Annotated in this window: 19 protein-coding genes; 8 read left to right on the top strand and 11 right to left on the bottom strand. The window is 54.7% G+C overall.

Going from position 1 to position 25,256, the window contains the following annotated elements; genetic code table 11:
- Positions 1–52: 52 nt before the first annotated feature.
- Positions 53–616, bottom strand: coding sequence for a DUF1599 domain-containing protein (locus SD425_RS01480; RefSeq protein ID WP_324674673.1), 564 nt, complete (start codon positions 614–616; stop codon positions 53–55).
- 200 nt (positions 617–816) lie between these two features.
- Between SD425_RS01480 and folP the strand changes: the two genes are divergently transcribed.
- The 4 genes from folP (at position 817) to SD425_RS01460 (ending at position 8,872) form a co-directional block, all read left to right on the top strand.
- The gene (gene folP / locus SD425_RS01475; protein ID WP_324674671.1) at positions 817–1,710 is read left to right on the top strand and encodes a dihydropteroate synthase; all 894 of its coding nucleotides are present in this window, start codon (positions 817–819) and stop codon (positions 1,708–1,710) included.
- A complete protein-coding gene (cdaA, locus tag SD425_RS01470) occupies positions 1,707–2,543 on the top strand; it encodes a diadenylate cyclase CdaA (protein WP_324674669.1) in 837 nt (278 codons plus the stop codon). Before folP ends, cdaA begins: the two co-directional genes overlap by 4 nt.
- A gap of 441 nt (positions 2,544–2,984) precedes the next feature.
- Complete coding sequence (locus tag SD425_RS01465; protein ID WP_324674667.1) at positions 2,985–4,451, top strand: patatin-like phospholipase family protein; 1,467 nt, start codon at positions 2,985–2,987, stop codon at positions 4,449–4,451.
- Between the two features lie 50 nt (positions 4,452–4,501).
- On the top strand, positions 4,502–8,872 hold the full coding sequence (locus SD425_RS01460) for a hypothetical protein (RefSeq protein WP_324674665.1): 4,371 nt from the start codon (positions 4,502–4,504) through the stop codon (positions 8,870–8,872).
- A gap of 38 nt (positions 8,873–8,910) precedes the next feature.
- Here the strand turns inward: SD425_RS01460 and kbl are convergent, their stop codons facing one another.
- Positions 8,911–10,158, bottom strand: coding sequence for a glycine C-acetyltransferase (kbl, locus tag SD425_RS01455; protein ID WP_324674663.1), 1,248 nt, complete (start codon positions 10,156–10,158; stop codon positions 8,911–8,913).
- 48 nt (positions 10,159–10,206) lie between these two features.
- Positions 10,207–11,301 (bottom strand): patatin-like phospholipase family protein, encoded by a 1,095-nt coding sequence (locus SD425_RS01450; protein WP_324674661.1) that lies wholly within the window; start codon positions 11,299–11,301, stop codon positions 10,207–10,209.
- Between the two features lie 159 nt (positions 11,302–11,460).
- Here SD425_RS01450 and SD425_RS01445 point away from each other — a divergent pair, with 159 nt between their 5' ends.
- Positions 11,461–12,465: an NAD-dependent epimerase/dehydratase family protein gene (locus SD425_RS01445; RefSeq protein WP_324674659.1), complete on the top strand. Its 1,005-nt coding sequence runs from the start codon at positions 11,461–11,463 to the stop codon at positions 12,463–12,465.
- Between the two features lie 66 nt (positions 12,466–12,531).
- Here SD425_RS01445 and SD425_RS01440 read toward each other — a convergent pair whose 3' ends face one another.
- The 3 genes from SD425_RS01440 to ruvX form a co-directional block, all read right to left on the bottom strand.
- On the bottom strand, positions 12,532–13,461 hold the full coding sequence (locus SD425_RS01440) for a zinc dependent phospholipase C family protein (RefSeq protein ID WP_416381034.1): 930 nt from the start codon (positions 13,459–13,461) through the stop codon (positions 12,532–12,534).
- Between the two features lie 198 nt (positions 13,462–13,659).
- The gene (def, locus tag SD425_RS01435; RefSeq protein WP_324674655.1) at positions 13,660–14,268 is read right to left on the bottom strand and encodes a peptide deformylase; all 609 of its coding nucleotides are present in this window, start codon (positions 14,266–14,268) and stop codon (positions 13,660–13,662) included.
- A complete protein-coding gene (gene ruvX / locus SD425_RS01430; protein ID WP_324679485.1) occupies positions 14,265–14,675 on the bottom strand; it encodes a Holliday junction resolvase RuvX in 411 nt (136 codons plus the stop codon). The genes def and ruvX overlap by 4 nt, the downstream gene beginning before the upstream one ends.
- 412 nt (positions 14,676–15,087) lie before the next feature.
- Between ruvX and SD425_RS01425 the strand changes: the two genes are divergently transcribed.
- Positions 15,088–16,773 carry a S41 family peptidase gene (locus tag SD425_RS01425; RefSeq protein ID WP_324674653.1) on the top strand — a complete coding sequence of 562 codons (1,686 nt, stop codon included), beginning with the start codon at positions 15,088–15,090 and terminating at the stop codon, positions 16,771–16,773.
- A 97-nt stretch (positions 16,774–16,870) separates the two neighbouring features.
- On the opposite strand, the gene SD425_RS01420 is transcribed toward SD425_RS01425, so the two are convergent.
- Entirely contained in the window at positions 16,871–17,926 is a 1,056-nt protein-coding gene (locus SD425_RS01420) for a transglutaminase domain-containing protein (protein ID WP_324674651.1), read from the bottom strand.
- Between the two features lie 221 nt (positions 17,927–18,147).
- Here SD425_RS01420 and SD425_RS01415 point away from each other — a divergent pair, with 221 nt between their 5' ends.
- Both SD425_RS01415 and SD425_RS01410 read left to right on the top strand, forming a co-directional pair.
- Positions 18,148–19,356 (top strand): homogentisate 1,2-dioxygenase, encoded by a 1,209-nt coding sequence (locus tag SD425_RS01415; RefSeq protein ID WP_324674649.1) that lies wholly within the window; start codon positions 18,148–18,150, stop codon positions 19,354–19,356.
- Between the two features lie 106 nt (positions 19,357–19,462).
- The gene (locus SD425_RS01410) at positions 19,463–19,987 is read left to right on the top strand and encodes a hypothetical protein (RefSeq protein ID WP_324674647.1); all 525 of its coding nucleotides are present in this window, start codon (positions 19,463–19,465) and stop codon (positions 19,985–19,987) included.
- Positions 19,988–20,060: 73 nt separating this feature from the next.
- Here SD425_RS01410 and SD425_RS01405 read toward each other — a convergent pair whose 3' ends face one another.
- From SD425_RS01405 to carB, 4 genes are all read right to left on the bottom strand, one after another.
- Complete coding sequence (locus SD425_RS01405; RefSeq protein ID WP_324674645.1) at positions 20,061–21,005, bottom strand: N-acetylornithine carbamoyltransferase; 945 nt, start codon at positions 21,003–21,005, stop codon at positions 20,061–20,063.
- A 46-nt stretch (positions 21,006–21,051) separates the two neighbouring features.
- Positions 21,052–21,333, bottom strand: coding sequence for a hypothetical protein (locus SD425_RS01400; protein ID WP_324674643.1), 282 nt, complete (start codon positions 21,331–21,333; stop codon positions 21,052–21,054).
- Between the two features lie 147 nt (positions 21,334–21,480).
- The gene (locus SD425_RS01395) at positions 21,481–21,843 is read right to left on the bottom strand and encodes a hypothetical protein (RefSeq protein WP_324674641.1); all 363 of its coding nucleotides are present in this window, start codon (positions 21,841–21,843) and stop codon (positions 21,481–21,483) included.
- Between the two features lie 89 nt (positions 21,844–21,932).
- Complete coding sequence (gene carB, locus SD425_RS01390) at positions 21,933–25,184, bottom strand: carbamoyl-phosphate synthase (glutamine-hydrolyzing) large subunit (RefSeq protein ID WP_324674639.1); 3,252 nt, start codon at positions 25,182–25,184, stop codon at positions 21,933–21,935.
- Positions 25,185–25,256 lie beyond the last annotated feature (72 nt).

Genomic DNA, 25,256 nt, shown 5'->3' with positions numbered 1-25,256 from the left:
AAGTTAGGCCGAGGCAGTAGCATAAAGGTATGCCTCGCCACGGATTACGCCGTTATGCTGCTCCTTCGTTGCTCGTAGCAAAGTTCCGCTTGATGAGCGCAAATACCGCATAATTCAGCATATCACGGTAGTTAGCCTCCACTCCTTCCGACACGTAGGTATTGCCCCCTAGGTCTTCGATCTGCTTGGTGCGGTGCAGCTTCATCAGAATGATATCGGTGATGCTCTCCACCCGCATCTGCCGCCAAGCCTCGCCATAGTCGTGGTTTTTGGCGAACAGCAGCTGACTGTTGACTCCCACTTCCTCATCGTAGGCATCGGCTACACGGTCCGGATCTAACTCCATCGGCGCATCAGTGGGCAGGTGCAACTGCATGAGCGCAATGACGCAATAGTTGATGATGGCCACAAACTCTTCGTCGACGCCGTCGGCTATCAGCTGTTTGCCCTTCTCCTGAATCGAGCGGATGCGCTGTGCCTTGATGTAAATCTGGTCTGTAACAGAAGGTAGCCGCAGGATGCGCCACGCCGTGCCGTAGTCGTGCGTCTTGGCCAAGAATAGCGCTCTGCAATGGCTAATTACTTGGTTGTACTCGTGCTGGGTTTGGGTTTGCAAGATATTAAGGCTAGATTAGGAACTTGGGGGCTTGGGAACTTGGGTTTGGTTTTCAAGCAGCGTACAAGGGATTGTGCACTAGTTTGCTTTGCCGCGTGGCAGCAGCTTCCCTGCCCGCTGCGGGTGCTAACAGGCTTGCTAGTGCCCGGAATCAAAGCGACTTTTGCCCACCCACTAAGTCCTTGCGCTTCCAAATTCCCATGATCCAGACCGCTGCGAAAGATACGTGTTTTTCCCCGAGGCAAACCTTATGCTGTCCTGGTGGCCGCCTCTTGGATCTGCGCCAGCCGCAGGTGATGGGTATCCTGAACCTGACGCCCGATTCGTTTTTCGCCGATAGTCGCGTTGCCAGCCAAGCCAACCACACCGATCTGCTCCGCCGGGCCGAAGCCATGCTCAAAGCTGGCGCGGCCGTACTCGACCTAGGTGCCTACTCCTCGCGCCCCGGCGCTGAAGACATTAGCGCCACGGAAGAGCAGCACCGCCTACTGCCTGCCTTAGTAGCCTTGCGCGAAACCTTCCCGGAGGCAATCATTTCCGTCGATACGTTTCGCGCCAGCGTTGCCGACGAGGCCGTAGCCGCCGGTGCCGACATCATCAACGACATCAGTGGCGGCACGCTCGACGAGACTATGTTTGCCACTGTTGGGCGGTTGCGGGTGCCATACATACTTATGCACATGCGCGGCACACCCCAGACTATGACCCAGCACACCGACTATGCCGCCGATATTGTGGTGGAGCTGGTGCGCTATTTCCGCGACAAGCTGGCAGCCCTTCGGGACGCTGGCGTGGTGGATGTCGTGCTCGATCCTGGCTTTGGGTTTGCCAAAACGCCCGCGCAGAGCCATGAACTACTGCGGCGCCTAGAAGAACTGCAAGTTCTTGGCTTACCCGTATTAGCAGGGCTCTCGCGCAAAGGCTTGGTGTACAAACCCCTAGGCTTGACGGCAGAGGAAGCCCTGCCCGGCACCATCGCGCTTAACACTGTTGCTTTGCTCAACGGGGCCAAACTACTGCGCGTACATGATGTAGCGGAGGCCGTTCAAGCCGTCCGCCTCGTTTCTGCAACCTATGCTTCTTTAACTCCGTGATTGGCACCTTCGCTATCGGCTTCCTGCGCATTGGCTGGATCGACATCGTGGATGTGTTGTTGGTCACGGTCTTGTTCTACCAGCTCTATAAACTGCTGACTGGCAGTGTGGCCCTGAAGATTTTTTTGGGCCTCATGTCAGTGTATCTGTTTTATCTGGTGGTGAAAGCCGCTGGCATGGAACTGCTTACCTCAATTTTGGGGCAGTTTATGAGCGTGGGAGTGCTAGCCGGCATCATTCTGTTTCAGCAGGAAATTCGTCGGTTTTTGCTGAACGTGGGCAAAGCCACGGCGCTCGACCGGGTGCGGGTTTTCCCGTGGCGCCGCGAAGAGCCCACCCGCATGAGCGTGACTCCTTTCGTCGAAGCTGCCAAGAGCCTAGCCGGCAAGAACATTGGTGCGCTCATTGCCTTTACGATGGCCTCTGATCTGAAATTTTACGCCAACTCCGGCGACAACATCGACGCAGTGGTGAGCAAGCGTCTCATCATGAGTATCTTCAACAAAACCAGCCCGCTCCACGACGGAGCCGTTATCATCGCCAACAACCGCATTCAGGCGGCGCGCTGCATCTTGCCGGTGAGCGAAAACCCCGATGTGCCAGCTTCGATGGGCCTGCGCCACCGCGCCGCCATTGGCCTGACGGAAGTAACGGACAGTGTGGTGCTGGTGGTGAGCGAGGAAACAGGCCAGATATCGCTCGTGCGCGGCGGCGAAGTGTTCCGCAACCTAGCTCCCGCCGACTTACGGGCCCGGCTCAATGAGATGCTGTACGACGTAAAGCCCAAAACGTCGTCGAGCACAACCGGCACCGAGAAAACGGTAGCAGCCTAGCTTTCGAGCGACAGCTTGTACGCTACCAGAAAGCGCAGCTGCTTATCAGGCGTAGGCGTTTAGGCGGCCTGCTCGGCTCGAAGAGGTAACCTAGCTCATCAGCAAAGCTTTACGCTGAAAAATTATCCAGCTTAGGTACCAGTATTTCCGGTAGTTTTTATACATTCAATTCAATAATTACGACAAGCACTGCTGGGTTATCCAGCCGTTATCCGTGTGGGCAGCAGTTCAGCTTCCACGTCCTGTTTTAGATGAGGTGCCTATTCCTCATTTTTATTCCCTTACGCTAACTTAGCTATCTAGCTACTTCCTGCGCGTCTTATCCTGCGGCTCTGACTGCCTAGTTGGATGCCCCCTCATGCTTGCTCCGCACCAGCAACCATGCCTAGCTACGCGCTGCTCGTGTCCTTGCTTTCCTCGCTCCTCTAACTCTTTCCTACCATGCCACTTTCCTCCGCCGATTTTACCGAACACACTAGCGTACGTAGCGCCCTTGACCAGATGCGTGAATACCTAGCCCAGCACCCTGAGTGGTCTATATCCGATATAGTAGACACGCCTGCCGATGGCCAACGCCCGCACCAGTACGTGGATCTTGTGATGGAAGGCGGCGGTATGCTCGGTATTGCGTTGGTGGGCTACGTGTATGCCTTAGAGCAAGCGGGTATTCGCTTCTTACGCCTAGGAGGTACTTCGGCAGGCTCTATCAACGCCCTGCTGATGGCCGCGGCCGGCCCGCGGCAAGAAGCCTCTACCAAGTGGATTATCGAGCAGCTCGCCAACCAGAACTTCTACGACTTCGTGGACGGTGATGAGGATGCCAAGGACTTCACCGGAGATTTATTGCGCCCCAATGACTCTAACCAAGGGCTAGGTGGCTGGCTTCATGGCCTCACTGGTAAGGCCAAGCTCTTTTCCGACGGCCTGCAAGTCATTGATAATCTCCGCGATGATAAAGGTCTGCATCACGGCGACGTGTTTCGGCAGTGGCTCCAACGGCTGCTGAACCAAAAAGGCGTTAACTCTATCAACAAACTGGTGGCACTCCGGCGGCAAGTGCCCGCGCAAGGCTTACAACGTCTGGCTGATCCACTTTATGGCCGGCCCGAAGTGTCGGTTTACATGCCCGAAGACCTAGGCCGCATTGCCATTGTGGCGGCCGACGTAACCACCCAAACAAAAGTGGTATTCCCCGAAATGGCGCCTTTGTACTGGTCCGACTGGAAGGGCGTGCACCCGGCCGATATGGTGCGCGCCTCGATGTCGGTGCCGCTTTTCTTCGAACCGTATACCATTTCAGGGCTGCCAGGCCGCAACCAGTCAGCTCCGGATAACCCGTACGCGGCCGCTTGGGATGCGCTGGGCTACACGGGCGAAATTCCGGAATCGGTGCTGTTCGTGGACGGCGGCATTATGTCCAACTTCCCCATCGACCTCTTCCACGACAACACGCAGGTGCCGGCCGCGCCTACCTTCGGCATCAAGCTAGGTACCGACCGCGCTTCGGCACGCCCTACCGAATCATTGCCGCAGTACCTAGGTGCCATCTTCGACGCCGCCCGCACCCAATACGATTTCGACTTCATTCGCCGCAACTCCGATTACCGCCACTTGGTGCACTGCCTGAATGTAGATGGCTTCAACTGGCTTGACTTTCAAATGTCCGATAAGCAGAAGCTGGACTTGTTTGCCGTAGGCGTGCGCGGGGCCGTGGAGTTCCTGCTGAACTTCGATTGGCAAGGCTACAAGAAGCTACGGGCCGCGAAGGTGGAAGTAGTGAAGCAAGCCCAAACAATGGATGCCGAAAAAGCTCGCCCCCACGAAGCCTCTGCCGTGGAGCTAGAGTGGCCCGGCGGCATGAAGCCAGGTTATATGAGGGCACAAGTTGATGTATCGGTGCACGGGTAATACAGCAGTAGCAGCAACTTACAGTCCGCTGCCACTTTCTACGTTTTTCGATGGGCTCCTTCACTGAACCCCTGCGGCGCAATGCCGTCACGGTTGGTCTTAGCCTTTTTATTGCGTTAGGAGTAGCCTGGTACGTCCTGGGCTATTTGCCCGCTCGCGAGCAGGACCTGCGCGCCCGCTACTTCCGGGTGATGGAGCGCATTGGAGAAAACATGCAGGGCAAAAGCCGGGCGTTTGGCAAGCGCAGCGAAGCAATGGTGCGGGAAATCCGCTACAAGGTTTACCCAAACCCTCCTAGCTCAGGAATTCCCGTTAAAACAAGTAAAACAGCAGTTGACAGCGCTTACCAAAGTGCCGCGATTCTACTACGTAAGCAGTGGCAGGATCAGGGATTAATCTCTCCTGAGTTTGAGAAGCTTGAGCGCATGTCAGAGCAGCCGCGCCGTGGAGAGCTATTGTCACTCGCTGAAGATAACCAACGCTTGCAGTTCACCTACGGCTTCGAAGATTTCCTGCGACTAACGGCTTCCAGCAACATTCGCGAGTTCACGCAGGGTCTTTTGCGCCCCGATGCGTTCGAGCATTTTATGATTTTGGGCACCAATCCGCGTAAGCTCGAAGTATTTGACCAGATCTATTATCAATCATTTCAGGCCCCTGCTACCCTTACGCTCACGAGTGATTCCAAGAAAGGCGTCGGGCTTTGGCTACGCGACACAACGGGCATTCAGGCACCCCGCCTGGTAGAGTTGACTATTGGCGGCAAACCCTATAAGCTCTTTATACAGCCCGTACGCATGAGCCCCCGCGTAACCTGGCTGTTAGGCGGTGCCGTCGCCACGGGTAATTTTGATGCGCAACGGCGGGAATTACCTGAAAATCTTATCGACCTAATTCTGGGCACTGTGCTCGTAGGGATGCTGGCTTTACCTTTCCTCAAAGTCACGCTTATGGGTGCACGCGAGCGGCTGAGCCGGTGGGATGTTGTGCTATGCGGCTTGTCGCTGGTACTAGGCACGGCTTTTCTGCTGCTGCTGGCGCACTCGTTGGTAGCCAAGCACCTCACAGAGCCTAAGCTGTTGAAAAAACAAATTGCGGCACTCGGCGCACAGGTAGAGCAGGAACTCTACCAGGAACTCCAGGTTCTTAATGTCGTACTACGCACAACAGATAATGCACTGATAGCCAGCAAATACCTGCAAAGCAACTTACCTGTCCGCACTAGTCCAACCGACTTCTCCGCTACGCCCAAAAAATGGCCAAACCCTGTCCTAAAAACCGCCGATAGCGCCGTAGTGCAAGCGCGTGCCTGGCAAAAAGACGACCAGCTATTCTGGATAAACGCAGCGGGTAACATGGTTTTTAGCGTCGATACTTTAGGCGATGATTTCTTGCCCAACCTTCGCGAGCGAACATATCATCGGCGCTGGAAGGCTAATCAACTTTGGCAGTTGTATCCCCCTGAAGCCGCCGAAGGCAAGGCCGATACATTTACACTGGAATCCTTGGTCACTTTCGGCCGCACCGGCGACAAGCTTGCTGTCTACGCCAGACCTAGCCGAATCAACCTTCAGCATATTCCGGCAGACGACACGCTCAAAAAAGATAATCTGCTGGCGGTTTACAGCACGCATTTACGTAGCCTTTCCAACCCAATCTTGCCGCCGGGCTACAGCTTTTGCGTGATTGATGACAAAGGTGAAATCAAATTTCACTCGGATGCTCGCCTCAACCTAAGCGAAAACATGCTCACCGACTGTGAGCCAGCCGGTGCCCTGCGCGCGGCTATGTTTACCCGTGATGTGGCGACGGTAGCGGCTCGCTACCAAGGGCAAGAGTTCATGGTGCGCATTCAACCCCTGCAAGAATGGCCCCTGTTTTTAGTGACGCTGGCAGATCTGCACGTAGTACACGCCCGGCAGATGCAAACGCTTAGTCTGGCCGGCACGCTGCTCTCCACATTTAGCCTGCTTGCCGCCCTTTTTCTGGGCTTGTACATGCTGGTGCTGCCGTCGCGCCACACCGTTCTGACCATGCCTTATAGCCTACGGCGCCTGTGGCCGCGGACAGCACGCGTTCCAACCTACGTGCAAATAGCAGCGGCGCTGCTAGGTGGCACCTTCCTGTTGTTTCTCTTCAGCCTTTTTGCGGGGCCGCTGGTGCAGTTGCTGCTGTTGCCATTGGTGCCGCTTTATGCGTTTCTATTCACCTTCTTCAAACTGCGGCTTCCAACCGACAACCTCACGCCGTCTGCCCTGACTGCGGGTACATGGCGGCCGCTGATGGCGCTGCATACCCTCTGGAATGCCTCCGGGGGCCTGCGCTACGTGCGCCGCCTCACCTTAAGCTTTGCTTTAGTTTACAACCTTATAGCCTGGTATTGGACCGGTGTGGCCTGGATAGCGGGCGGGCTGCTCCAGCTTCTGCTAGTGCTTTTGCTACTTGCGCTGCCGGAGCTAGGTCGGCGGCTGGAGGTATGGAGCGGCATCAGACCTAGGGCATTCAACCAGACGGGTACGCAGCTTACTTACTCTTCCATTACGCTCAAGCGCACCTACTCTGTCATGCTCCTGAGCTGGATTGTGGTCCTCAGCATTGCACCGGCTATCTATTGCTATCAGATTGCTTACCGCGCCGAGCGAGAGTTACAGATTCGGCATGCGCATCTTGCGCTAGCGCGCGTGATGCAGGCAGCGCCGCCAAGAGCGCCCGGCCAAGAGGGGCTCCAACGAAAAGGATACCTGCGTTTTTTCTTCGACACTCGCTCTAGCACTACTCCCGTTGTCGCTACGAAGCAGGTTCCTTTTACCCGGGCCGAAAATAATTATCGAGAGCTTATTACGTGGCTGCACCCCGAATTCGATACCCTTAGCCGCAATATGCAGCGGGTGCTTCCACGCGGCAGCGCGCACTTAGCCAATTGGATCGTAACCTCCTCGTGGGATACGCTTACTACTGCGCAATCCGGTCCACCATCTGCTCGCGCTACCTCCAACTACTTTACATCTTCTATAAGCGACTTGCATTGGGGACAGCATTGGTACTTTCCCAGCGACCTGCTAAAAAAAGACTCTCCGGATATAGCCGACTTTTGGACGTGGCTGCGGACACTAGCAGGTTTGCTTCTGCTCCTGATCAGCCTGTATCATCTTCTGTACCTGCTCGCTCGCCGGGTGTTCAATCTGGACATGCTGGATTTGAAAACGTTGGTATGCGCCACCACTTCTCGCCCAATAAATGCGGACCTACCTCGGCACGAATATCAGCTTTGCGCGACCAAAAACACTTATCCCGCGGCGCAGGCAGCGCCCGAGGTCGCGACACGGCACCTAGACTGCCGAGAGCTACTTCCTTATGAAAAAGGGAAAGAGGTCGTTCCGGAGAAGTGGCAGGCCCAAATTCGGCAGGCCGCAAAGGGAGTAGTTGTCGCCCTGGATTATTTCGACTACCACCCTCACGACCCTGCCCTTACGCAGTCCAAAATTGCGGTACTGAACTATGTGCAGCAGCACTGCCATGCTAACGTAGTGATTGCCTCACGGGTGCACCCGGTTGTATTCGCCGACTGCGGCCATACGCGCGACAAATGCACGGATAAGGAAAATCATAAAGTCATCTGGCAAACTGGGGACGCCTTATTAGATGCGCTGGCTGATTTTCAGTTGATCTACGTGCCAATGACGCCCACACCCCCCTTGCAGCTCTACACCTGCTGGGAAGGGTCACTGGATAACAGGAAATTATTTGAAAATAAGCTGAACATTGTCAGTCCTAATCCGAACAAAGTCCTTATGAAGGCGCACTTCTGGTATTTGCGCTGCTTGGTAGAGGTCGAGTGTTCCGCACTGCCGTTCCTTGGGCTACCCATGGAGAAAGAATTGGAAAAACTGCTGATTGATAACTACCGGCTAGGCCAGCGCTTAAGCGAAGACGATATTATTCTAAGCATTCAGCAGCGCGCTCAGTTTCATTTTCGCCAGCTATGGGATACCCTGACGCCTTATGAGCAATACTTGCTCTACGACGTTGCACAGGACGGCCTGGTCAATAGCCGCGACGCACAGGTTATAAACGATTTACTCCAAAAAGGATTGCTGACCTACAGTCACGTGGGACTGCGGCCGGTCAACGAGAGCTTCCGTTTCTTCATCCTGAACGGTCTGCCGCCACAACAAGCGCTGCGTATTGAGCGCGAGGCGGCTGAGGAGGCAGAGCGGGATGGCACCTGGTCTCGACGCAGCCTTCCCATCTTTCTGACTTTATCGGCGGCGGCTTTGTTTATTTTCGTGACCCAGCGCAGCGTGCTGAACGAGGCCCAGACCTTTCTTACCGCTCTCACCGCAACGTTACCGCTACTCTACCGGTTTGTCAGTCTCACCCCGTTCAGCTCTGGCACGGTGTCAAAAGCAGCAACAACCTAGCTTTTTAGCGGTTGTACATGGCGATGCCCATCAGATTTTTACGGCGTATTCTGCACCACCTGCCCAGCTTCCGGCTGCGCGGCGGCGCGGTCTTTCAGCGTACCTAGCTCCTGCCCTACTTCGATGAATGCCTGAATGGCCTTGTCGAGGTGCTCTCGCGTGTGAGCGGCCGAGAGCTGCACCCGGATGCGGGCTTGTCCTTTTGGCACTACTGGATAGTAGAAGCCAACTACGTAGATGCCCTTGTCGAGCATTTTGGCTGCAAACTCCTGCGCCAGTTTAGCATCGTACAGCATGACGGGCACAATGGGGTGCTCACCGGGCTTGATGTCGAAGCCGGCTTGGGTCATCTTCTCGCGGAAGTACTTGGTATTTTCTTCCAGCTGATCGCGCAGCTTAGTGCTTTCGGTGAGCAGTTCGAGCACGCGTAGGCTAGCCCCCACAATAGCCGGAGCGAGGGTGTTCGAGAACAAATACGGACGGCTGCGCTGGCGCAGCATCTCGATAACTTCTTTACGGCCCGAAGTGAAGCCGCCCATGGCACCGCCGAGCGCTTTGCCGAGCGTGCCCGTGATGATGTCGACGCGGCCCATCACATTGCGGTACTCGTGGGTGCCGCGACCGGTTTTACCCAAGAAGCCCATGCTATGGCACTCGTCAATCATCACCAGCGCTTGGTACTTATCGGCTAGGTCGCAGATCTTGTCGAGCTGGGCGATGGTGCCGTCCATGGAGAACGAGCCGTCGGTCACGATGATGCGGTGGCGCGTGCCTTTCGCTACAGCGTCCTGGAGCTGTTTCTCCAGATCGGCCATGTCGTTGTGGGTGTAGCGGTAGCGCTGGGCTTTGCACAAGCGCACCCCGTCGATAATGCTAGCGTGGTTTAGCGCGTCGGAGATGATGGCATCTTGCTCGTTGAACAAAGGCTCGAACACGCCACCATTGGCGTCAAAGGCCGCGGCGTAGAGAATAGTATCTTCGGTGCCCAGGAACTCAGCTAGCTTCTGCTCTAGCTGCTTGTGAATATCCTGGGTGCCGCAGATAAAACGCACCGACGACATGCCGTAGCCGTGGGTATCAATAGCCTCTTTGGCAGCCTTAATTACCTCAGGGTGAGACGAAAGACCCAGGTAGTTATTGGCACAAAAGTTCAGCACTTCACCAGCCTCAGTGGTTTCAATCTGAGCGCCTTGGGGACTAGTGATGATGCGCTCCTTCTTGTAAAGACCAGCGTCTTTTATTTCCTGGAGCTGTTGTTCGAGATCGGGTTGAAGGGTGGTATACATGAACGTATTGCGTAGTGAATTTTAAATACTGAATGGGTGGAAGGCAAGTCAATTCTTAACGTGCGCTTTTGTGAAGAACACCTGCACACCCTGCTTTCCGCTTTCAATCAACTGCTGCTTCTGCGTTTCTGATACGCGCTTGATCTTCGGGTTGAAACCTAGGGTGCTGATGCTCACCGTACGCTTCCAGTCATCGGGCTGAGCGGGGTTCAGGTTTTCGATGGCGAGGGTGTACAAAGCGCCGATGTAGCCGCCAAAGTTACGAATTGTATAGGGGGCAAGCTGCTGCCGCCCGGCACTGGCCGTGTCGTACGCAATCTGCTCGGCGCGGTCGAGGCGCAGGCCGAGGGTTTCAGGGTTGAAGATGCGGCTGTTGCCTGGCCAAGCAGCTAGGGTTTGCGCAGGCAGATAGTTCGCATGATCAAACAGATCAACTGGATAATTAGCCAGCAAGCCCCCATCGACTAGCACATTGATTGGCTGGTTCTTGGCTGGCTTGGTCACGATGTTGCCGTGCGCATCGAGCAGCACCGCCCGGAAGTACAGCGGAATACTCATGGAGATACGTACAGCATCAGCAATGCGCAACTGCGGATGCGTTTCGTAGCTGAATACTTCTGTGCGCTGGGTGGTAAGGTTCGTGCCGGTCACGTACAGGTCGCGGCCGTGACCCGCTTGAGCAAGCTGGTGCAGCTGACCTAGGGTCAGATTGGGGTTGCCGGTTTTACGCCCTACTAACTCACTCATGTACTTCGTGAACTGGTCGCCGCGGTACCAGCCATATTGCTTCAGCAGACGCGTGCTGCCGCCAAAGAAAATCAGCCGGCCATCGTTGAGCCGCTGTACCGGTGTATGGTTCACCACATCGATAATCTCCGTTGTAGAGTAACCCACTGCTAGCAGCGCCGCCTGAATAGCGCCCGCCGAGGTACCACCTACGCGTCGGATCCCAGCAAGCACGCCGCGCTTTTCCAGCTCCTGCAAGGCGCCGCCGTAGGCAATGCCACGAATACCGCCGCCTTCCATCACAAGGTTGCGGTACGGACTAGCTAGCACAGGCGCGTTCTGTGCTCGCGCCGAAAAACTCAGCAGGCTAGCCGTCCAAACCAAAGCAAAACGCCGCCCGAAGCCGATGTAGCACATGATCAAACTTAAGCAAACGCAACTGATTTCTGGCGCGTGTGTTTATCCCTCATATTCTCGGTTTGTGAGCGCCACCTCCCTTTTCGGGCATGACTGTTGACCAGCCTAAATCAGCGTAACCCGGTATCTTTGCAGTCCACCCACTTGTCGTAACCTAGTATGCTAACCACTCCAGGTGTCCCCCCCAGCGACACCGTTCTCGTTATTGGCGCTTGCGGACAGCTAGGCGTCGAGCTGACGCATGCGCTGCGGCAGCAATACGGCGCTAGCCGGGTTATTGCTGCTGATGTGCGCCCGCCCCAACAAGCTGAGCTGCGTGAAGAAGGCCCGTTCGAGCTCCTCGACGTGCTCGACCGGCCGCGCTTAGAAGCCATTATTCAGCAGTACCGCCCGCGGCAGATCTACCACCTAGCGGCGCTGCTCTCCGCCACGGCCGAGAAAAACCCGCAGTTCGGTTGGCGCCTGAACATGGAAGGCTTGCTCAACGTGCTCGATGCCGCCGTAGCATATCGCGTGGCCCAAGTGTATTGGCCTAGCTCCATTGCTGTTTTTGGGCCAGCCACTCCGCGCCATAATACGCTCCAACTCACGGTCATGAACCCCAACACCGTGTATGGCATTAGCAAGCTAGCCGGCGAGCAGTGGTGCGAATGGTACCACCAGAAGTATGGGCTCGATGTTCGCTCCTTGCGTTATCCGGGCCTGATCGGCTATAAGTCGCTGCCTGGCGGCGGCACCACCGACTACGCCGTCGATATATACCATCAAGCCTTGGCTAGCCACAGCTACGAGTGCTTCCTACAGGAAGATACCTACCTGCCGATGATGTACATGCCCGACGCGCTGAAGGCTACCCTAGACCTTATGCACGCACCTGCCGACCAGATTACGGTTCGGTCGTCGTACAACGTGAGTGCCATGAGCTTCTCGCCCGCCGAAATAGCAGCTAGCATCAAGCGACAAATCCCTGATTTCAGCATTACCTATAAGCCCGATTCGCGTCAGCAAATTGCCGATTCTTGGCCCGCCAGTATCGACGATTCGCAAGCCCGCCAAGATTGGCAATGGCAGCCGCATTACGATCTAACGCAAATGACCGACGATATGCTAGCGCACTTGCAGCTAGCTCAGTCTGGAGTGCAGCACGCTACGCTAGTGCATTAAAGGAAGTATTCTGTTTGACAAACCGTCATTTCTCCCGCTAGTCGAAATGACGGTCTTTGACAACAGTTACTCATCGTGTCCAGCACTGGCTGTATGCGGTGCATTCTGCAACTCTTTTTCTTCGGCCATCAACCGTTGCTTTTCTTCTTCCGATAGAGTTTTCGGCATAGCACCTAGGTCCGGTTGCCCCGCATCTACCCAGCAGGTGTACCAGATGGCACCCACTAGCTGCACGGCCCGGCGCATCTGCCGCTCTACCTGGCCATGCAGGCGCTCGTGGTATGCCCGACTGAAGTCGCGGCTGTAGGTGCGTACAGTCTGATTGCCACGCTCTTCAAAGCCAAACTTACGGTCTTCAGGTAAGCTAGCGGTCAGCTCCTCCTCAAAGCACAACACCGAATCGACAGCAGCATGTGCCCGCGCTACCGCCTGCCAGATCGTTTTTGTCGGGTTATCGAGGTAAGGCGCTGAACCGGTAAAAAAATCATAGTTGGCACTCAGCAGTTCGGGTAGTCGGCTTTCCCAGAGCCCATGAATGCCGCGCTGACCACTGAGTTGGCCGTTGTAGTTGCGGGTGGTGTGCAGCGGCACGCAGGCATCCGCCACGTAGTGCCCTAGGTCAGCAGACAGGTGCAGAATCCGGTCAGTGTCGTGCACCCGAAACGCCTCGGTGAGCTGATACTTCATGCGCGCCACTTGCCACGGCACGATGCCATGGCGCAGCAACGAGTCTTCGCCATACTCCGCTATAGCATCTGCATAGCTGCGAGGCAACTGCGACAGCGCGTTAGGGCCATACACATCCGCATCAATGAAATGCCGCGCCGCCTCGCCAGGCACTACACTGCGCCGCTGATCGGGGCGTGTAGCGTTATCCGTTAAGTAGCTAATGTTGGCCTTGTAAAACCCAATCATTTCGGGCGGCAACGTGAATACAGCCAAGCGGTTAATCAATCGATGGCTGAAAAAGCCCCAAGCCTGCGGCTGGCGAGGCACAAGCAAGAGGAGCGTTAACAGTAATGATAGAAATAGCTTTTTCAACGCCTGAGCACGATAAGAATAGATAGGTTAGCCGCTGACCTAGCTTAGGTCAATGCGCTGTGCGTCTCAGTGCAAGAACTATACAACAAAAACGCGTCTGTCTTGCCGGGTTCGGCAAAACAGACGCGCTGATAAAGAATCTAGGAGTAGTACCTACCGCCGTCCTGCTGGCACCGGAAACTTCATCCGATAGTCGGCATTCACGTCGCCTTTGCTGATACGGCTGAGCTTGCCTTTGATTAGTTGCTTCTTGAAGCCGGACAGATGATCCGTGAACAGAATACCATCTAGGTGGTCATACTCATGCTGAATTACGCGGGCCGTCATTCCGGAAAAGGTCTCCTCATGTTGCACGCGGTTCTCGTCTTCGTAGCGTAGCACGATGGTTTCGGGGCGGTACACCATTTCGCGTACGCCCGGAATGCTCAAGCAGCCTTCTTCAAAGCCCCACTCCTCGCCAATCTCCTCCACAATTTCGGGGTTAATAAAAGCACGCTTTACGGGTGCGGCTGAAGGAGCTAGCACTACTTTTTCGCCGGTTTCTTCGTCTTCATCATCTACCATCGGACCCGAATCGATGACGAACAAACGCAGACTTTTTGCAATCTGTGGAGCAGCTAGGCCTACGCCGTGTGCCGAGTACATGGTGGCAAACATATCAGCGACAAGCTGTTGCAGTTCATCGGCAGGAAAATCGGCGGGAACTGCTTTGGCGGGCGTCTTCAGTACCGGGTCGCCGAAAGCAACAATAGGGTAAATCATCGGGAATTAAGAAAAGATTGCAGAATCAGGGTGGCACTTACGCGGTCTACCGTGGCTTTGTCGCGACGGTCTTTCTTAGAAAGGCCGCCCGCCAACATTGCTTGGTGCGCCATGCGCGACGTATAGCGCTCATCTATCTCGTGCAGTGGCACATCGGGCAGCTCACGCCGCAAGCGCCGCACCAAACCCACGACGGCGCTAGTTACGTCCGTAGGTTCGTTGAGCAGCGTCCGGGGCATTCCCACCACAATGGCCTCCAACGGCTCACGCTGATGATACGCCTTCACATACGTGAATACATCTTGACTATGAATAGTTTCGAGCGGCGTGGCGATGAGCTGTAGCGGATCAGTAATGGCTAGCCCTACGCGTTTGTTGCCGTAATCGATGGCGAGAATGCGGCCCATTACTTTATGCGACAAAGAATACTAGAAGAATTTGTAAGCTCGTTTGGTAGACGTACTTACCACAACACAAAGATACGGGACCTAGGTTGAAAGCGGACGCGCGATTTTATCAGCCATATAGCTGTTACAACTACTTAGTTACAATTTAGCTAGGAACACCTATAAAGTTTATCATTGCTTAAATCCTATTCCATGAGCATTACTTTAGTTGTTTAAACCAGTTCATAGCTAGGATTATTTCTCTTAAAAGCCGATATATTTGGTCTTATTAGATAATATATTTCACTTTAACATGAAATTAACGACCGCCTTATTCATAACCCCTTTCTCTTGGAAAAGTTTTAATATATTTGATCTACTCTCCTACTAGTAAGAGTCTCCTGCTGCTCTGACTGTTACCCTCTCCGAGCTTATGAAAGTCGACCCAACTGCTCCGTCTACGCCACCAACTGTTGAACCGCAAACTCCGGTTCAAAATTCGCGGGCGCAGATTCGACAGCCGTTGCTTCTGGCGCTTGCTTTGGCTTGTGGTGTCTTGTTGGGAGCAAATCCCTTTCGGCCTTCTGATCAGAACCCCGATGGCACAGCACGTGGGTACTTAAAATTCAAGGAGATTCTGAGCTACGTCGACCGCGACTACGTGGATACAGTTGACGCTGAAGCCCTTTCCGACTACGCCATCAGCCGGATGTTAGAGCGCCTCGACCCGCATTCCACTTTTATTCCCGCCAAGCAGCAGCAGCAAGCTTCGGCTTTCCTGCAGAGTGACTTCGATGGGGTGGGCGTAGAGTTCAACCTGTTTCATGATACCGTGACGGTGGTAGCACCGCTGAGCGGCGGGCCGGGTGAGCAGGCAGGGCTACAGCCCGGTGATCAAATTCTACGTCTGAATGGCGAACGGGTATCAGGTGTGCAGCTCACCATTGAACAGATGGCCAACAAGATGCGCGGGCCACGCGGGAGCAATGTACAGTTCATGGTACATCGGCGCGGGCAAAGTAAGCCGTTGAACCTATCCGTAACGCGTAACCGAATCCCGAACAACTCAGTAGACGTGGCCTATATGGTCGATAACCAGACAGGTTATCTGAAGATCAGCCGCTTTGCTACTGGCACGTACGACGAGTTCAAGAGCGCCCTCGGTGATCTTCGGCGCCAAGGCATGAACCGGTTGGTGCTCGACCTACGCGGTAACCCAGGGGGGTATCTTGATCGGGCAACCAAAATCGCCGATGAATTTATTGGTGGAACCCGCAAGATTGTCTACACCGACGGCAAAGGCGACCAATACGACACCCAAACATTCTCGCGGGTAGCTGGCGAGTTTGAAGAAGGACCGCTCGTCGTGATGGTCGACGAAGGCAGTGCCTCCGCTTCCGAAGTAATTGCGGGTGCGCTACAAGACCATGATCGGGCACTGGTGGTTGGTCGACGTACGTTTGGTAAAGGCTTGGTACAACAGCCGATTACCTTGCACGATGGCTCGGAGCTTCGCCTGACTATCGCGCGTTATTACACGCCTTCGGGACGCTGCATCCAGAAATCTTACAAGGGCGGCTACGAGGCCTACGAGCACGAGCTAAGTAACCGTCAGCACCGCGGTGAGTTTTTCCACGCCGACAGCATCCACTTTGCCGATTCCCTCCGCTTCCGCACTGACCATGGCCGTACGGTATACGGTGGCGGCGGCATTATGCCCGACCTCTTCGTGGCTCGCGATACATCAGCTTACTCGGCTTATTTTACGCGCTTGCATAGCCACAACTTGGTACGGGAGTTTGCGCTGAACTTCTACCAAAGTCACAAAGCAGAGCTAGAAGGCTTACGCTTTGAGCAGTTCAACGCCACTTTTCGCATTTCTGACCTTCAACTTCAAGCGCTAAGTACTCGCGCAGAAAAAGATGGAGTTAAGCTCGATGCTGCTGGTATGCGCCGCGCCTCCCCGCTCCTGCGGACTCAACTCAAGGCCTACATTGCCCGCAGCGTCTATGGAAAAGCGGCTTACTACACCGTGCTGAACGATCAAGACAAAGAGATGCAGCAGGCCCTAAATGCTCTATCGAATACCAATAGTCTACTAGCTCTTGGGCAGAAGTAGAAGGTACCGTAGAATCAATAAAACGAAGAAGCGCCTGACGACGCGTCGTCAGGCGCTTCTTCGTTAAAGCTAGCTCTTATGTTTGGCTAGGCTATTTCTAGCGCAATCCTACAGCCTGCTTATCAGCATCTTTGTAAGTAAACTTCTTGTCAACGTTTGTGAACGGCTGCCCGTCGACTTCGGCGTACGGGTAGATGAAGTAGTTTAGCGGTTCTCCTTTCTGAGCTGGGGTTAGCACTAAGTCACGGCCGCGGGTAAACTCGACCCGGTTCTCATCGTGGGCACCGAAGAAGTAGGTGCGCTTGTCGGGGTTCTTGGCCGCTTCCGACGCATCGATGGGCACCCAACCAGTTTCTTTCGTGTAGAACTCGGCCCAGCAGTGATATCCTTTGATTTCGCCTGCGCCGCGCTCAGGAGGCAGGGGAAAGCCGATGCTGAACCGAGCCGGAATACCTAGGCTCCGGCAGTAGCCAATGAAGATGGCGTGGAAATCGGTGCAATTACCACGGCGAGCGTCGCAGGCGTAGTAGATGTCGCCGCGGCCCCAGCCTTGGCCGGTTTTGTCGTACTTCACCGTCGAGACGACGTGGTTGTAGATAGCTTGCGCTTTTTCTAGGTCGGTTTTGGCGTTGGCTTTCGTTACGACTTCGGTGGCCCATTGCTTCACTTTCGCATCGAGCGGCACGAGGCGGTCGGCGGCTAGCCACCGTTGCATGTTGGGGTCTTGCTCCTCGGAAGCTAGCTTTTGATTTTTCTTGGCGGTGAGCATGGGGTTCTTATGCTCACGGCGCACGGCGGCGAAACGCATCGTTACGGCAATCGGCGCTTGCGGTGGATTGTCCACTTTGAGATGCAGAATCTGATTACCATACTCTCCTTTTACTACCTCATACGGGTATGGAGAGGTAATTTTCAGGTCCTTAATATCCTGTGATTTATCGGAGTGGGGTACCGGCAACCACAGGTTTGCCTCTTTCGCGCCGGCCGGTACGTCGTGCACAGTAGCCGTATATTCAAACGTGAAAGCGCGAGTTGCAGGCGGAGTAGTCTGACGTTGAGCCTGCGCCGTTGGGCCTAGGAGGCTGCCAGCAAGGCACAAGCTAGCCATTGCCCAACGAGGGGCCTGGCGTAAAAACCAAGAGGATGTTTGCATGAGCGCTGGGTTTGGTTTCGCCTGTCTCAATCAGGGCGACCGTCTGCACCCGATATCGCCAACAGGCCCGTTCCACTAGGGGAATTCTAAGCGACAATCAAAGGTACGGCTGTTAGGCGCAAGTGGTCATCAAATAAGCGAGTAGTTACGAATGCTGGTGCTAGGAACATTCGTCTGAGAAGCAAATCTTTACATACACCCACCCTCACTACCCACCCCCTATGTCGTACTATCACCGCCTCGGCCAGATTCCGCGCAAGCGACACACCCAATTCCGACAACCTGACGGCTCCTTATACTCGGAGCAACTCGTGGGCACCCTAGGTTTCCACGGGGTATCGTCTCTGCTCTACCATCGGCACCCGCCTACCCAGATCAAGGCTGTAGGTCAACCGATTCCGTACGGCCCCAAGCTTCTGCGCGACCGGCCCCTGCAACCTAGCCATCTGCGCACCCTAGCGCAAACCACTACTGGCGGCGATTACCTCCAAGCGCGTCAGACGTTACTCGCCAATGCTGACGTGACCATGAGCATCTGTAACCCATCGGAAAAGCAGATGACGTATTACTATAAGAACGCCTTGGCCGATGAAGTGATTTTCGTGCACGAAGGACGCGGCGAGCTATGGAGCCAGCTAGGTAAAGTCAGCTTCGAGCCGGGCGACTATATTGTGATTCCGCGCACCATTATTCACCAGCTACACTTTGAGGAAGGGCCAGTGCGGCTGCTCATTATTGAGTCCTTCAGCCCAGTGGAAACGTGCCGGCGCTACCGCAACCACTTTGGGCAGTTGCTGGAGCACTCGCCGTATTGCGAGCGGGATTTGCGCCCGCCGCATGAGTTGGTGACTGATGATGAGCAAGCTTCGGGCGAGTACTTGCTTCAGGTCAAGAAGGAAGGCTACCTGCACCAGCTCACCTACGGTCACTCACCTTTCGACGTAGTTGGCTGGGACGGCTACTTCTACCCGTATGCGTTCAGCATCCATGATTTCGAGCCAATTACTGGCCGCCTGCACCAGCCACCGCCCGTGCACCAGACGTTTGAAGGACACAACTTCGTCATTTGCTCCTTCGTGCCACGGCTGTTTGACTATCACCCGCTGAGTATTCCGGCGCCGTACAACCACTCCAATGTGGATTCAGACGAAGTGCTGTATTACGTGGCCGGCAACTTCATGTCGCGGCGCGGCGTGGACCTAGCTTCGTTCACAGTGCACCCGAGCGGCATTCCGCATGGCCCGCACCCCGGCACGGTGGAAGCTAGCCTCGGCAAAAAGGAGACGCACGAGTTAGCGGTGATGGTCGATACGTTCAAGCCGCTCTACCTCACTGAGGCGGCCTTGCCCTACCTCGATGAGCGATATGCAATGAGTTGGAATCCCGGCTTCGTACCAGACCCGCCCCGCTCGGCTGATATGATGGATTAAGGTCAGCCTGCCTCCTTGCAGTACAACAGGATGGATTTTAGAGTAGTCCGACAACTCGGCAAACTATTTGGTTGACGAGCTTCGTACATCTCTAAAATCCACCTATATGAAAAAAATACTGTTACTCACTTCTGTTGTCGCCTTGCTGCTGGCAGTGGGTTGCAAGAAGATTGATCAACTGCTCACCTTTTACATCGAGGATACCGAAAACATCAAAGTAGCAGCTAGCTCCCCTCTTGGCCTCAACATGCTTTCGCCCGTAGCGGTACCAACGCAGTCGAGCCAAAAGTTCGCGAATAATAACACCAGCGCCGACTTGGTAAAAGATGTGAGTCTCAACAAGCTCACGCTCACCATTGCGGACCCGAACACGGAGAACTTCGACTTCCTAAGCAGCATCGAAATCTACATCAGCACAAGCTCGAACGACCAGATCCTGCTAGCTTCCTTGAGCGACATTCCCAAAGGTGTGCAGACCATCACCTTGAAGCCCACCGGGGCCAAGCTCGATAAATACATCAAAGCCAGCAGCTACACGCTCACCACAAAAGCAAGCGTTGCCAAGCTCATCAGCAAAGACATCACGATTCGTTCAGATTCTCGCTTTAAGGTGACGGCTGATCCGCTGTAGTAATCAGTCAACAAACAAAAAGGCGCTCGAACCTAGGTTCAAGCGCCTTTTTGTTTGTCAGAAAACCTAGCTTTTACTTCAGCATCTCGTGCAGCACTGTCTGCATGGAGAAGACCCGGTTGCCGGCTTCTTGTATCACCAGTGAGTTAGGTGAATCCAGCACAGCATCACCCACTTCTACGTTGCGGCGCACGGGCAAGCAGTGGATGAATTTACCATTGTTGGTCAACGACATATGCTGCGCATCTACCATCCAACTCGGGTCTTGGCTGATTACTTGGCCGTAGTCGCGGTAGCTGCTCCAGTTCTTGGCGTACACGTAATCAGCGCCTTCCAGGGCTTTCTTCTGGTCGTACTCGATGCGGGCACCTTTGGTGAATTGCTCGGCTAGCTCGTAGCCTTCGGGATGCGTGATAACGAAGTCCACCCAATCAACTTCCGAGAACCAATCGGCGAAGGAGTTGGGTACGCATTGGGGTAGGGCGCGCACGTGCGGCGCCCAGGTTAGCACCACTTTCACGCGCTCAGTCTGCTTGGTTTCGGCCACCGTAATTAGGTCGGCGAACGACTGCAAGGGGTGCAGCGTAGCGCTTTCCAGGCTTATTACCGGTACCGTGGCGTACTTCAGAATCTTGTTGAACGTCACCTCGTTGTAGTCTTCATCCCGATCCTTCAGACCGGGAAAGGTGCGCACTCCTAGCACGTCGCAGTACTGACTCATCACGGCAATGGCTTCCTTGATGTGCTCCTGCGTCGAGCCGTTCATTACGGCGCCGTCGTTCATTTCTAAGGTCCAAGAGTCGGCACCAGCGTTGAGCACCCAAGCTTGTGCACCTAGGTTGTAAGCCGCCTTGATGGAGCTTAGGCGCGTGCGCAAGCTAGGATTGAAGAAGATTAATCCAACGGTCTTATTCTTGCCTAGGTGCTGGTAGCCGTAAGGATTAGCTTTGATTTCTAGCGCCTTGCTCAGCAGAACTTTGTAGTCAGGAACGTCGGCGAAGGAGGTGAATTTTTTCATGTGTGGTGTAACGCGAAAATCTATCTCGCAGAAAAGAAGAACATAATTATACTGGTTCTGGGTATTTCTCACTCACGATAGCACATTCATATAATTTGTCGTTCAGGTCAACTATTTCTGGCTTGCACTGCAAATCGACCACATCCACTCTACTACCCTTCAACTCTAGCAGCAGCTTATAAGATTTTACTGCTTCAGGCGGAATGTTTTCCTTGCTTAGCAGCGCTAGAAATTTCTGTTGGAGCTCTTGTAGCGAAGTTTTTATGTCATCAACTCGTGACAGGTGACTGAAAGTGACATTCAAGACATCAAGCTCTAACTTGGACATTCCAGCTTTCAGAGCCTCCCTATACAATACAGTAGCGGTATACTCTCCACCAATATGACTCAGCGTACTCAGGTAAGAGTGTGTTGCATTGCGACCGACGGATTTGAGGTTTCTAAGTTTCACTCTTATTGATTTTTACTATCAATACTACTTTCTAACTCTCACGTACTTGGCGTATTCTTCCTGAATCATACCGCCTGCGACAAACCTATCCGCAGCAGCGCCATAGTTTTCAATAGCAAAAGCCACAGCTTCTTCTACTGAATCAAACGAGTGGGTGGTATCATCATCAGGGTCCAGCGCGGAGAACTCATATACATCATGGAAACCTTCGTCGCCCTCATCGAACGATTCATGATAGGCTACTGTGAACTGGCTTTCATCTTTGTAAATAATTAGCCATCTTATTACTGTATAGTCTGCTTCACGGTAGTATGAAAGCCATTGTTCGACCTCTTTACCTAGGTGTACACGTGCTACAAGTTCTAAGCTAGAAAGGTACAGAGCCATAAAACGAAGGTTCTAAAGAAAGAACGTCATGCCAAGCTTTCGCTCAACATGACGTTCTTATTAAGATGTTCCAGGTAACGAGCGTTCTACTACGCTTCTACACTTACCGCTTGCGCCTTGAATTCTTTCCAGCTCTTGATGCTCAGGTCTTCCATCTTTAGCGTGCAGAAGGCCTTGATAAAGGCTTTGGCCAGGCGGGCGTTAGTGATGAGCGGGATGTTGAAGTCGACGGCGGTACGGCGGATTTTATAGTCGTTGTCCAGCTCGCCCTTGGTCAGGTTTTTCGGGATGTTGATGACCAAGTCGATTTTTCGCTCACGCAGGTAGGTCAGGGCGTTGGGCTCTTGGAGTTCGTCGGGCCAGTAGACCAGGGTGCTAGGCACACCGTTTTCGGTGAAGAAAAGGTGCGTGCCATGGGTGGCGTAGAGGGTGTAATCGTTCTGCACCAGCAGCCGGGCGGCGCCGAGCAAGGCTACCTTGGAGATGATGGGGCCGCTAGAAATCAGCACCGACTTCTTCGGGATGCGGTAGCCCACCGACAGCAACGACTTGAGTAGCGCTTCCTCGGCCGTATCACCTAGGCAGCCCACTTCGCCGGTAGAGGTCATATCCACGCGCAGCACTGGGTCGGCGCCTTGCAGGCGGGTAAAGGAGAACTGCGAGGCCTTCACACCTACGAAGGGCAGGTCGTACACCAACTCGCTCGCGTCGCGCTCCACGTGCAGGCCAAGCAGCACTTTTGTGGCCTTCTTGATCAGGTTGTTGCCCGACACCTTGGATACGAACGGGAAGCTCCGCGAGGCGCGCAGGTTACACTCGATAACGCGGATTTCGCCGTTTTTTTCCAGGAACTGAATGTTGAACGGCCCGCTGATCTGGAAGCGCTTGGCAATCTTCTCGGCAATGACCTTGAGCTTGCGCACCGTGCCCACATAAACGCGCTGCGGCGGGTAGTACATAGTAGCGTCACCGGAGTGCACGCCAGCAAACTCCACGTGCTCGGAAATGGCGTACGACACAATTTCGCCCTTGTCGGCTACAGCATCCAGCTCGATTTCCTTGGCTTCCTGGATAAACTCCGATACCACTACCGGGTACTCGGCGCTAACGGCGACGGCCAGCTTCAGGTATTCCTCTAGCTCCTGCGGATTCGACACCACGTTCATGGCCGCGCCCGACAGCACGTAGCTCGGCCGGATCAGCACCGGGAAGCCTACTTGCTTCACGAAGTCGTAGATGGCCTCCATCGTGGTTAGCTCGTTCCAACGCGGCTGCGCAATACCTAGCTCGTCCATGATGCTGGAGAACTTGTGGCGGTTTTCAGCTTCGTCGATCTGGGCGGCGGCGGTACCTAGGATGGGCACGTTTGCTTGCTCTAGGCGCGTGGCGAGGTTGTTCGGAATCTGGCCGCCAGTGGAGAGGATAACGCCGGTCGGGTCCTCAAACTCCAGAATGTCCATTACCCGCTCGTACGACAGCTCCTCGAAATAGAGCCGGTCGCTCACGTCGTAATCCGTCGAAACGGTTTCGGGGTTATAGTTAATAATGATGGACTTGTACCCTTCTTCTGCTACGGTTTGCACGGCATTTACCCCGCACCAGTCGAACTCTACCGACGAACCAATACGGTACACGCCCGAGCCCAGCACCACCACCGACTTGTCGGTTTCGGGCTCTAGGTCGTTTTCGGTGCCGTGATACGTGGTGTACAGATAGTTAGTCTGGGCCGGGAATTCAGCGGCTAGGGTGTCAATTTGTTTTACCACGGGCAGCACCCCCAGAGCCTTGCGGCGGGCGCGCACGGTTAGCTCGTTGGCTTTTACGTCACCCTGGCCGAGCAACTTCACAGCCAGCTGTTGGTCGGAGAAGCCCATTTTCTTAGCCTCTCGCAATGTCTCAGTATCGAGGGCTTCTAGGCCGCCGTTGTTGCGCTTCTCCCCTAGCTGGTTGCTCAACTCATAAATGGAGTAGAGGCGCTGCAAGAACCACCGGTCGATGCGCGTCAACTCATGCACCCGCTCGATGTCGTAGCCAGCCTCAAAAGCTAGGTTAATGGCAAAGATGCGCTCTTCGTTCGGCTCACTCAGCAGCTGGTCGATGGTGTCGTTATCGAGTTGCTCCGTCTCGTTGCCCACGAAGCCGCGCTTGCCAGTGTCCAGCATACGCAAGCCTTTCTGGATAGCTTCCTCGAACGACTTACCAATAGCCATTACCTCGCCCACGCTCTTCATGGCCGAGCCTATCTGCCGTTGCACGCCCGAGAACTTACCTAGGTCCCAGCGCGGCAGCTTCACCACGAGGTAGTCCAGGGCCGGCTCAAAGTAGGCCGAAGTCGTCTGGGTTACACTGTTCTTCAGCTCGGCCAGCGAGTAGCCGAGGCTGAGCTTAGCGGCCACAAAAGCCAGCGGGTAACCCGTCGCCTTAGAAGCCAGCGCTGAGGAGCGCGACAGACGCGCATTTACCTCAATTACGCGGTACTCCTCCGAGTGCGGGTCGAGGGCGTATTGAATGTTGCACTCGCCCACGATACCTAGGTGACGAATGGTCTTAATGCCAATGCTGCGCAGCTTGTGGTACTCACGGTTGCTCAACGTCTGCGACGGCGCCACCACGATGCTCTCCCCAGTATGGATACCGATGGGGTCGAAGTTCTCCATGTTGCAGACCGTGATGCAGTTATCGAATGCATCGCGCACCACTTCGTACTCCACTTCCTTCCAGCCCTTCAACGACTCTTCTACCAGAATCTGATCGGAAGTCGAGAAAGCTTTGGCGGCCAGCACACGTAGCTCGTCCTCGTTGTAGGCAAAGCCGCTACCTAGGCCGCCGAGCGCGAAGGCAGAGCGGATAATCAGCGGAAAGCCAATCCGGTTGCCAGCAGCCAGCGCATCTTCCACCGAGTTTACGGCTTCGCTGCGGGCGGTGAGCACACCGATCTGGTCGAGCTTTGCCTTGAAGATGTCGCGGTCCTCCGTGTCGATGATGGACTGCACGGGCGTACCGAGCACTTTCACGCCGTACTTCTCGAATATACCGTCACGGTACAGCGCCACAGCGCAGTTCAGCGCCGTTTGACCACCAAACGCAACGAAGATGCCATCGGGCTTTTCCTTCTGAATAACGCGCTCCACGAAGTAAGGCGTCACTGGCAGGAAGTACACGTCGTCGGCAATGTCGTCCGACGTCTGCACGGTGGCAATATTCGGGTTGATCAGGATGGTGCGGATGCCTTCTTCCTTCAGCGCCTTTAGCGCCTGCGAACCAGAATAATCGAACTCGCCGGCTTCGCCAATTTTGAGGGCGCCAGAGCCGAGGACCAGAACTTTGTTGGGTTTGTTCATTCTTGTGGTTAAGTAACAGACCAGCAGCGTAGTCGTGTTAAAAAGCAGCCGTGCCAAGTTGGCTACAGCTTA

This window comes from Hymenobacter sp. GOD-10R (assembly GCF_035609205.1).
In the GTDB taxonomy this organism is placed as follows: Bacteria; Bacteroidota; Bacteroidia; order Cytophagales; family Hymenobacteraceae; genus Hymenobacter.
This window is presented reverse-complemented; position numbering and strand designations above follow the sequence as displayed.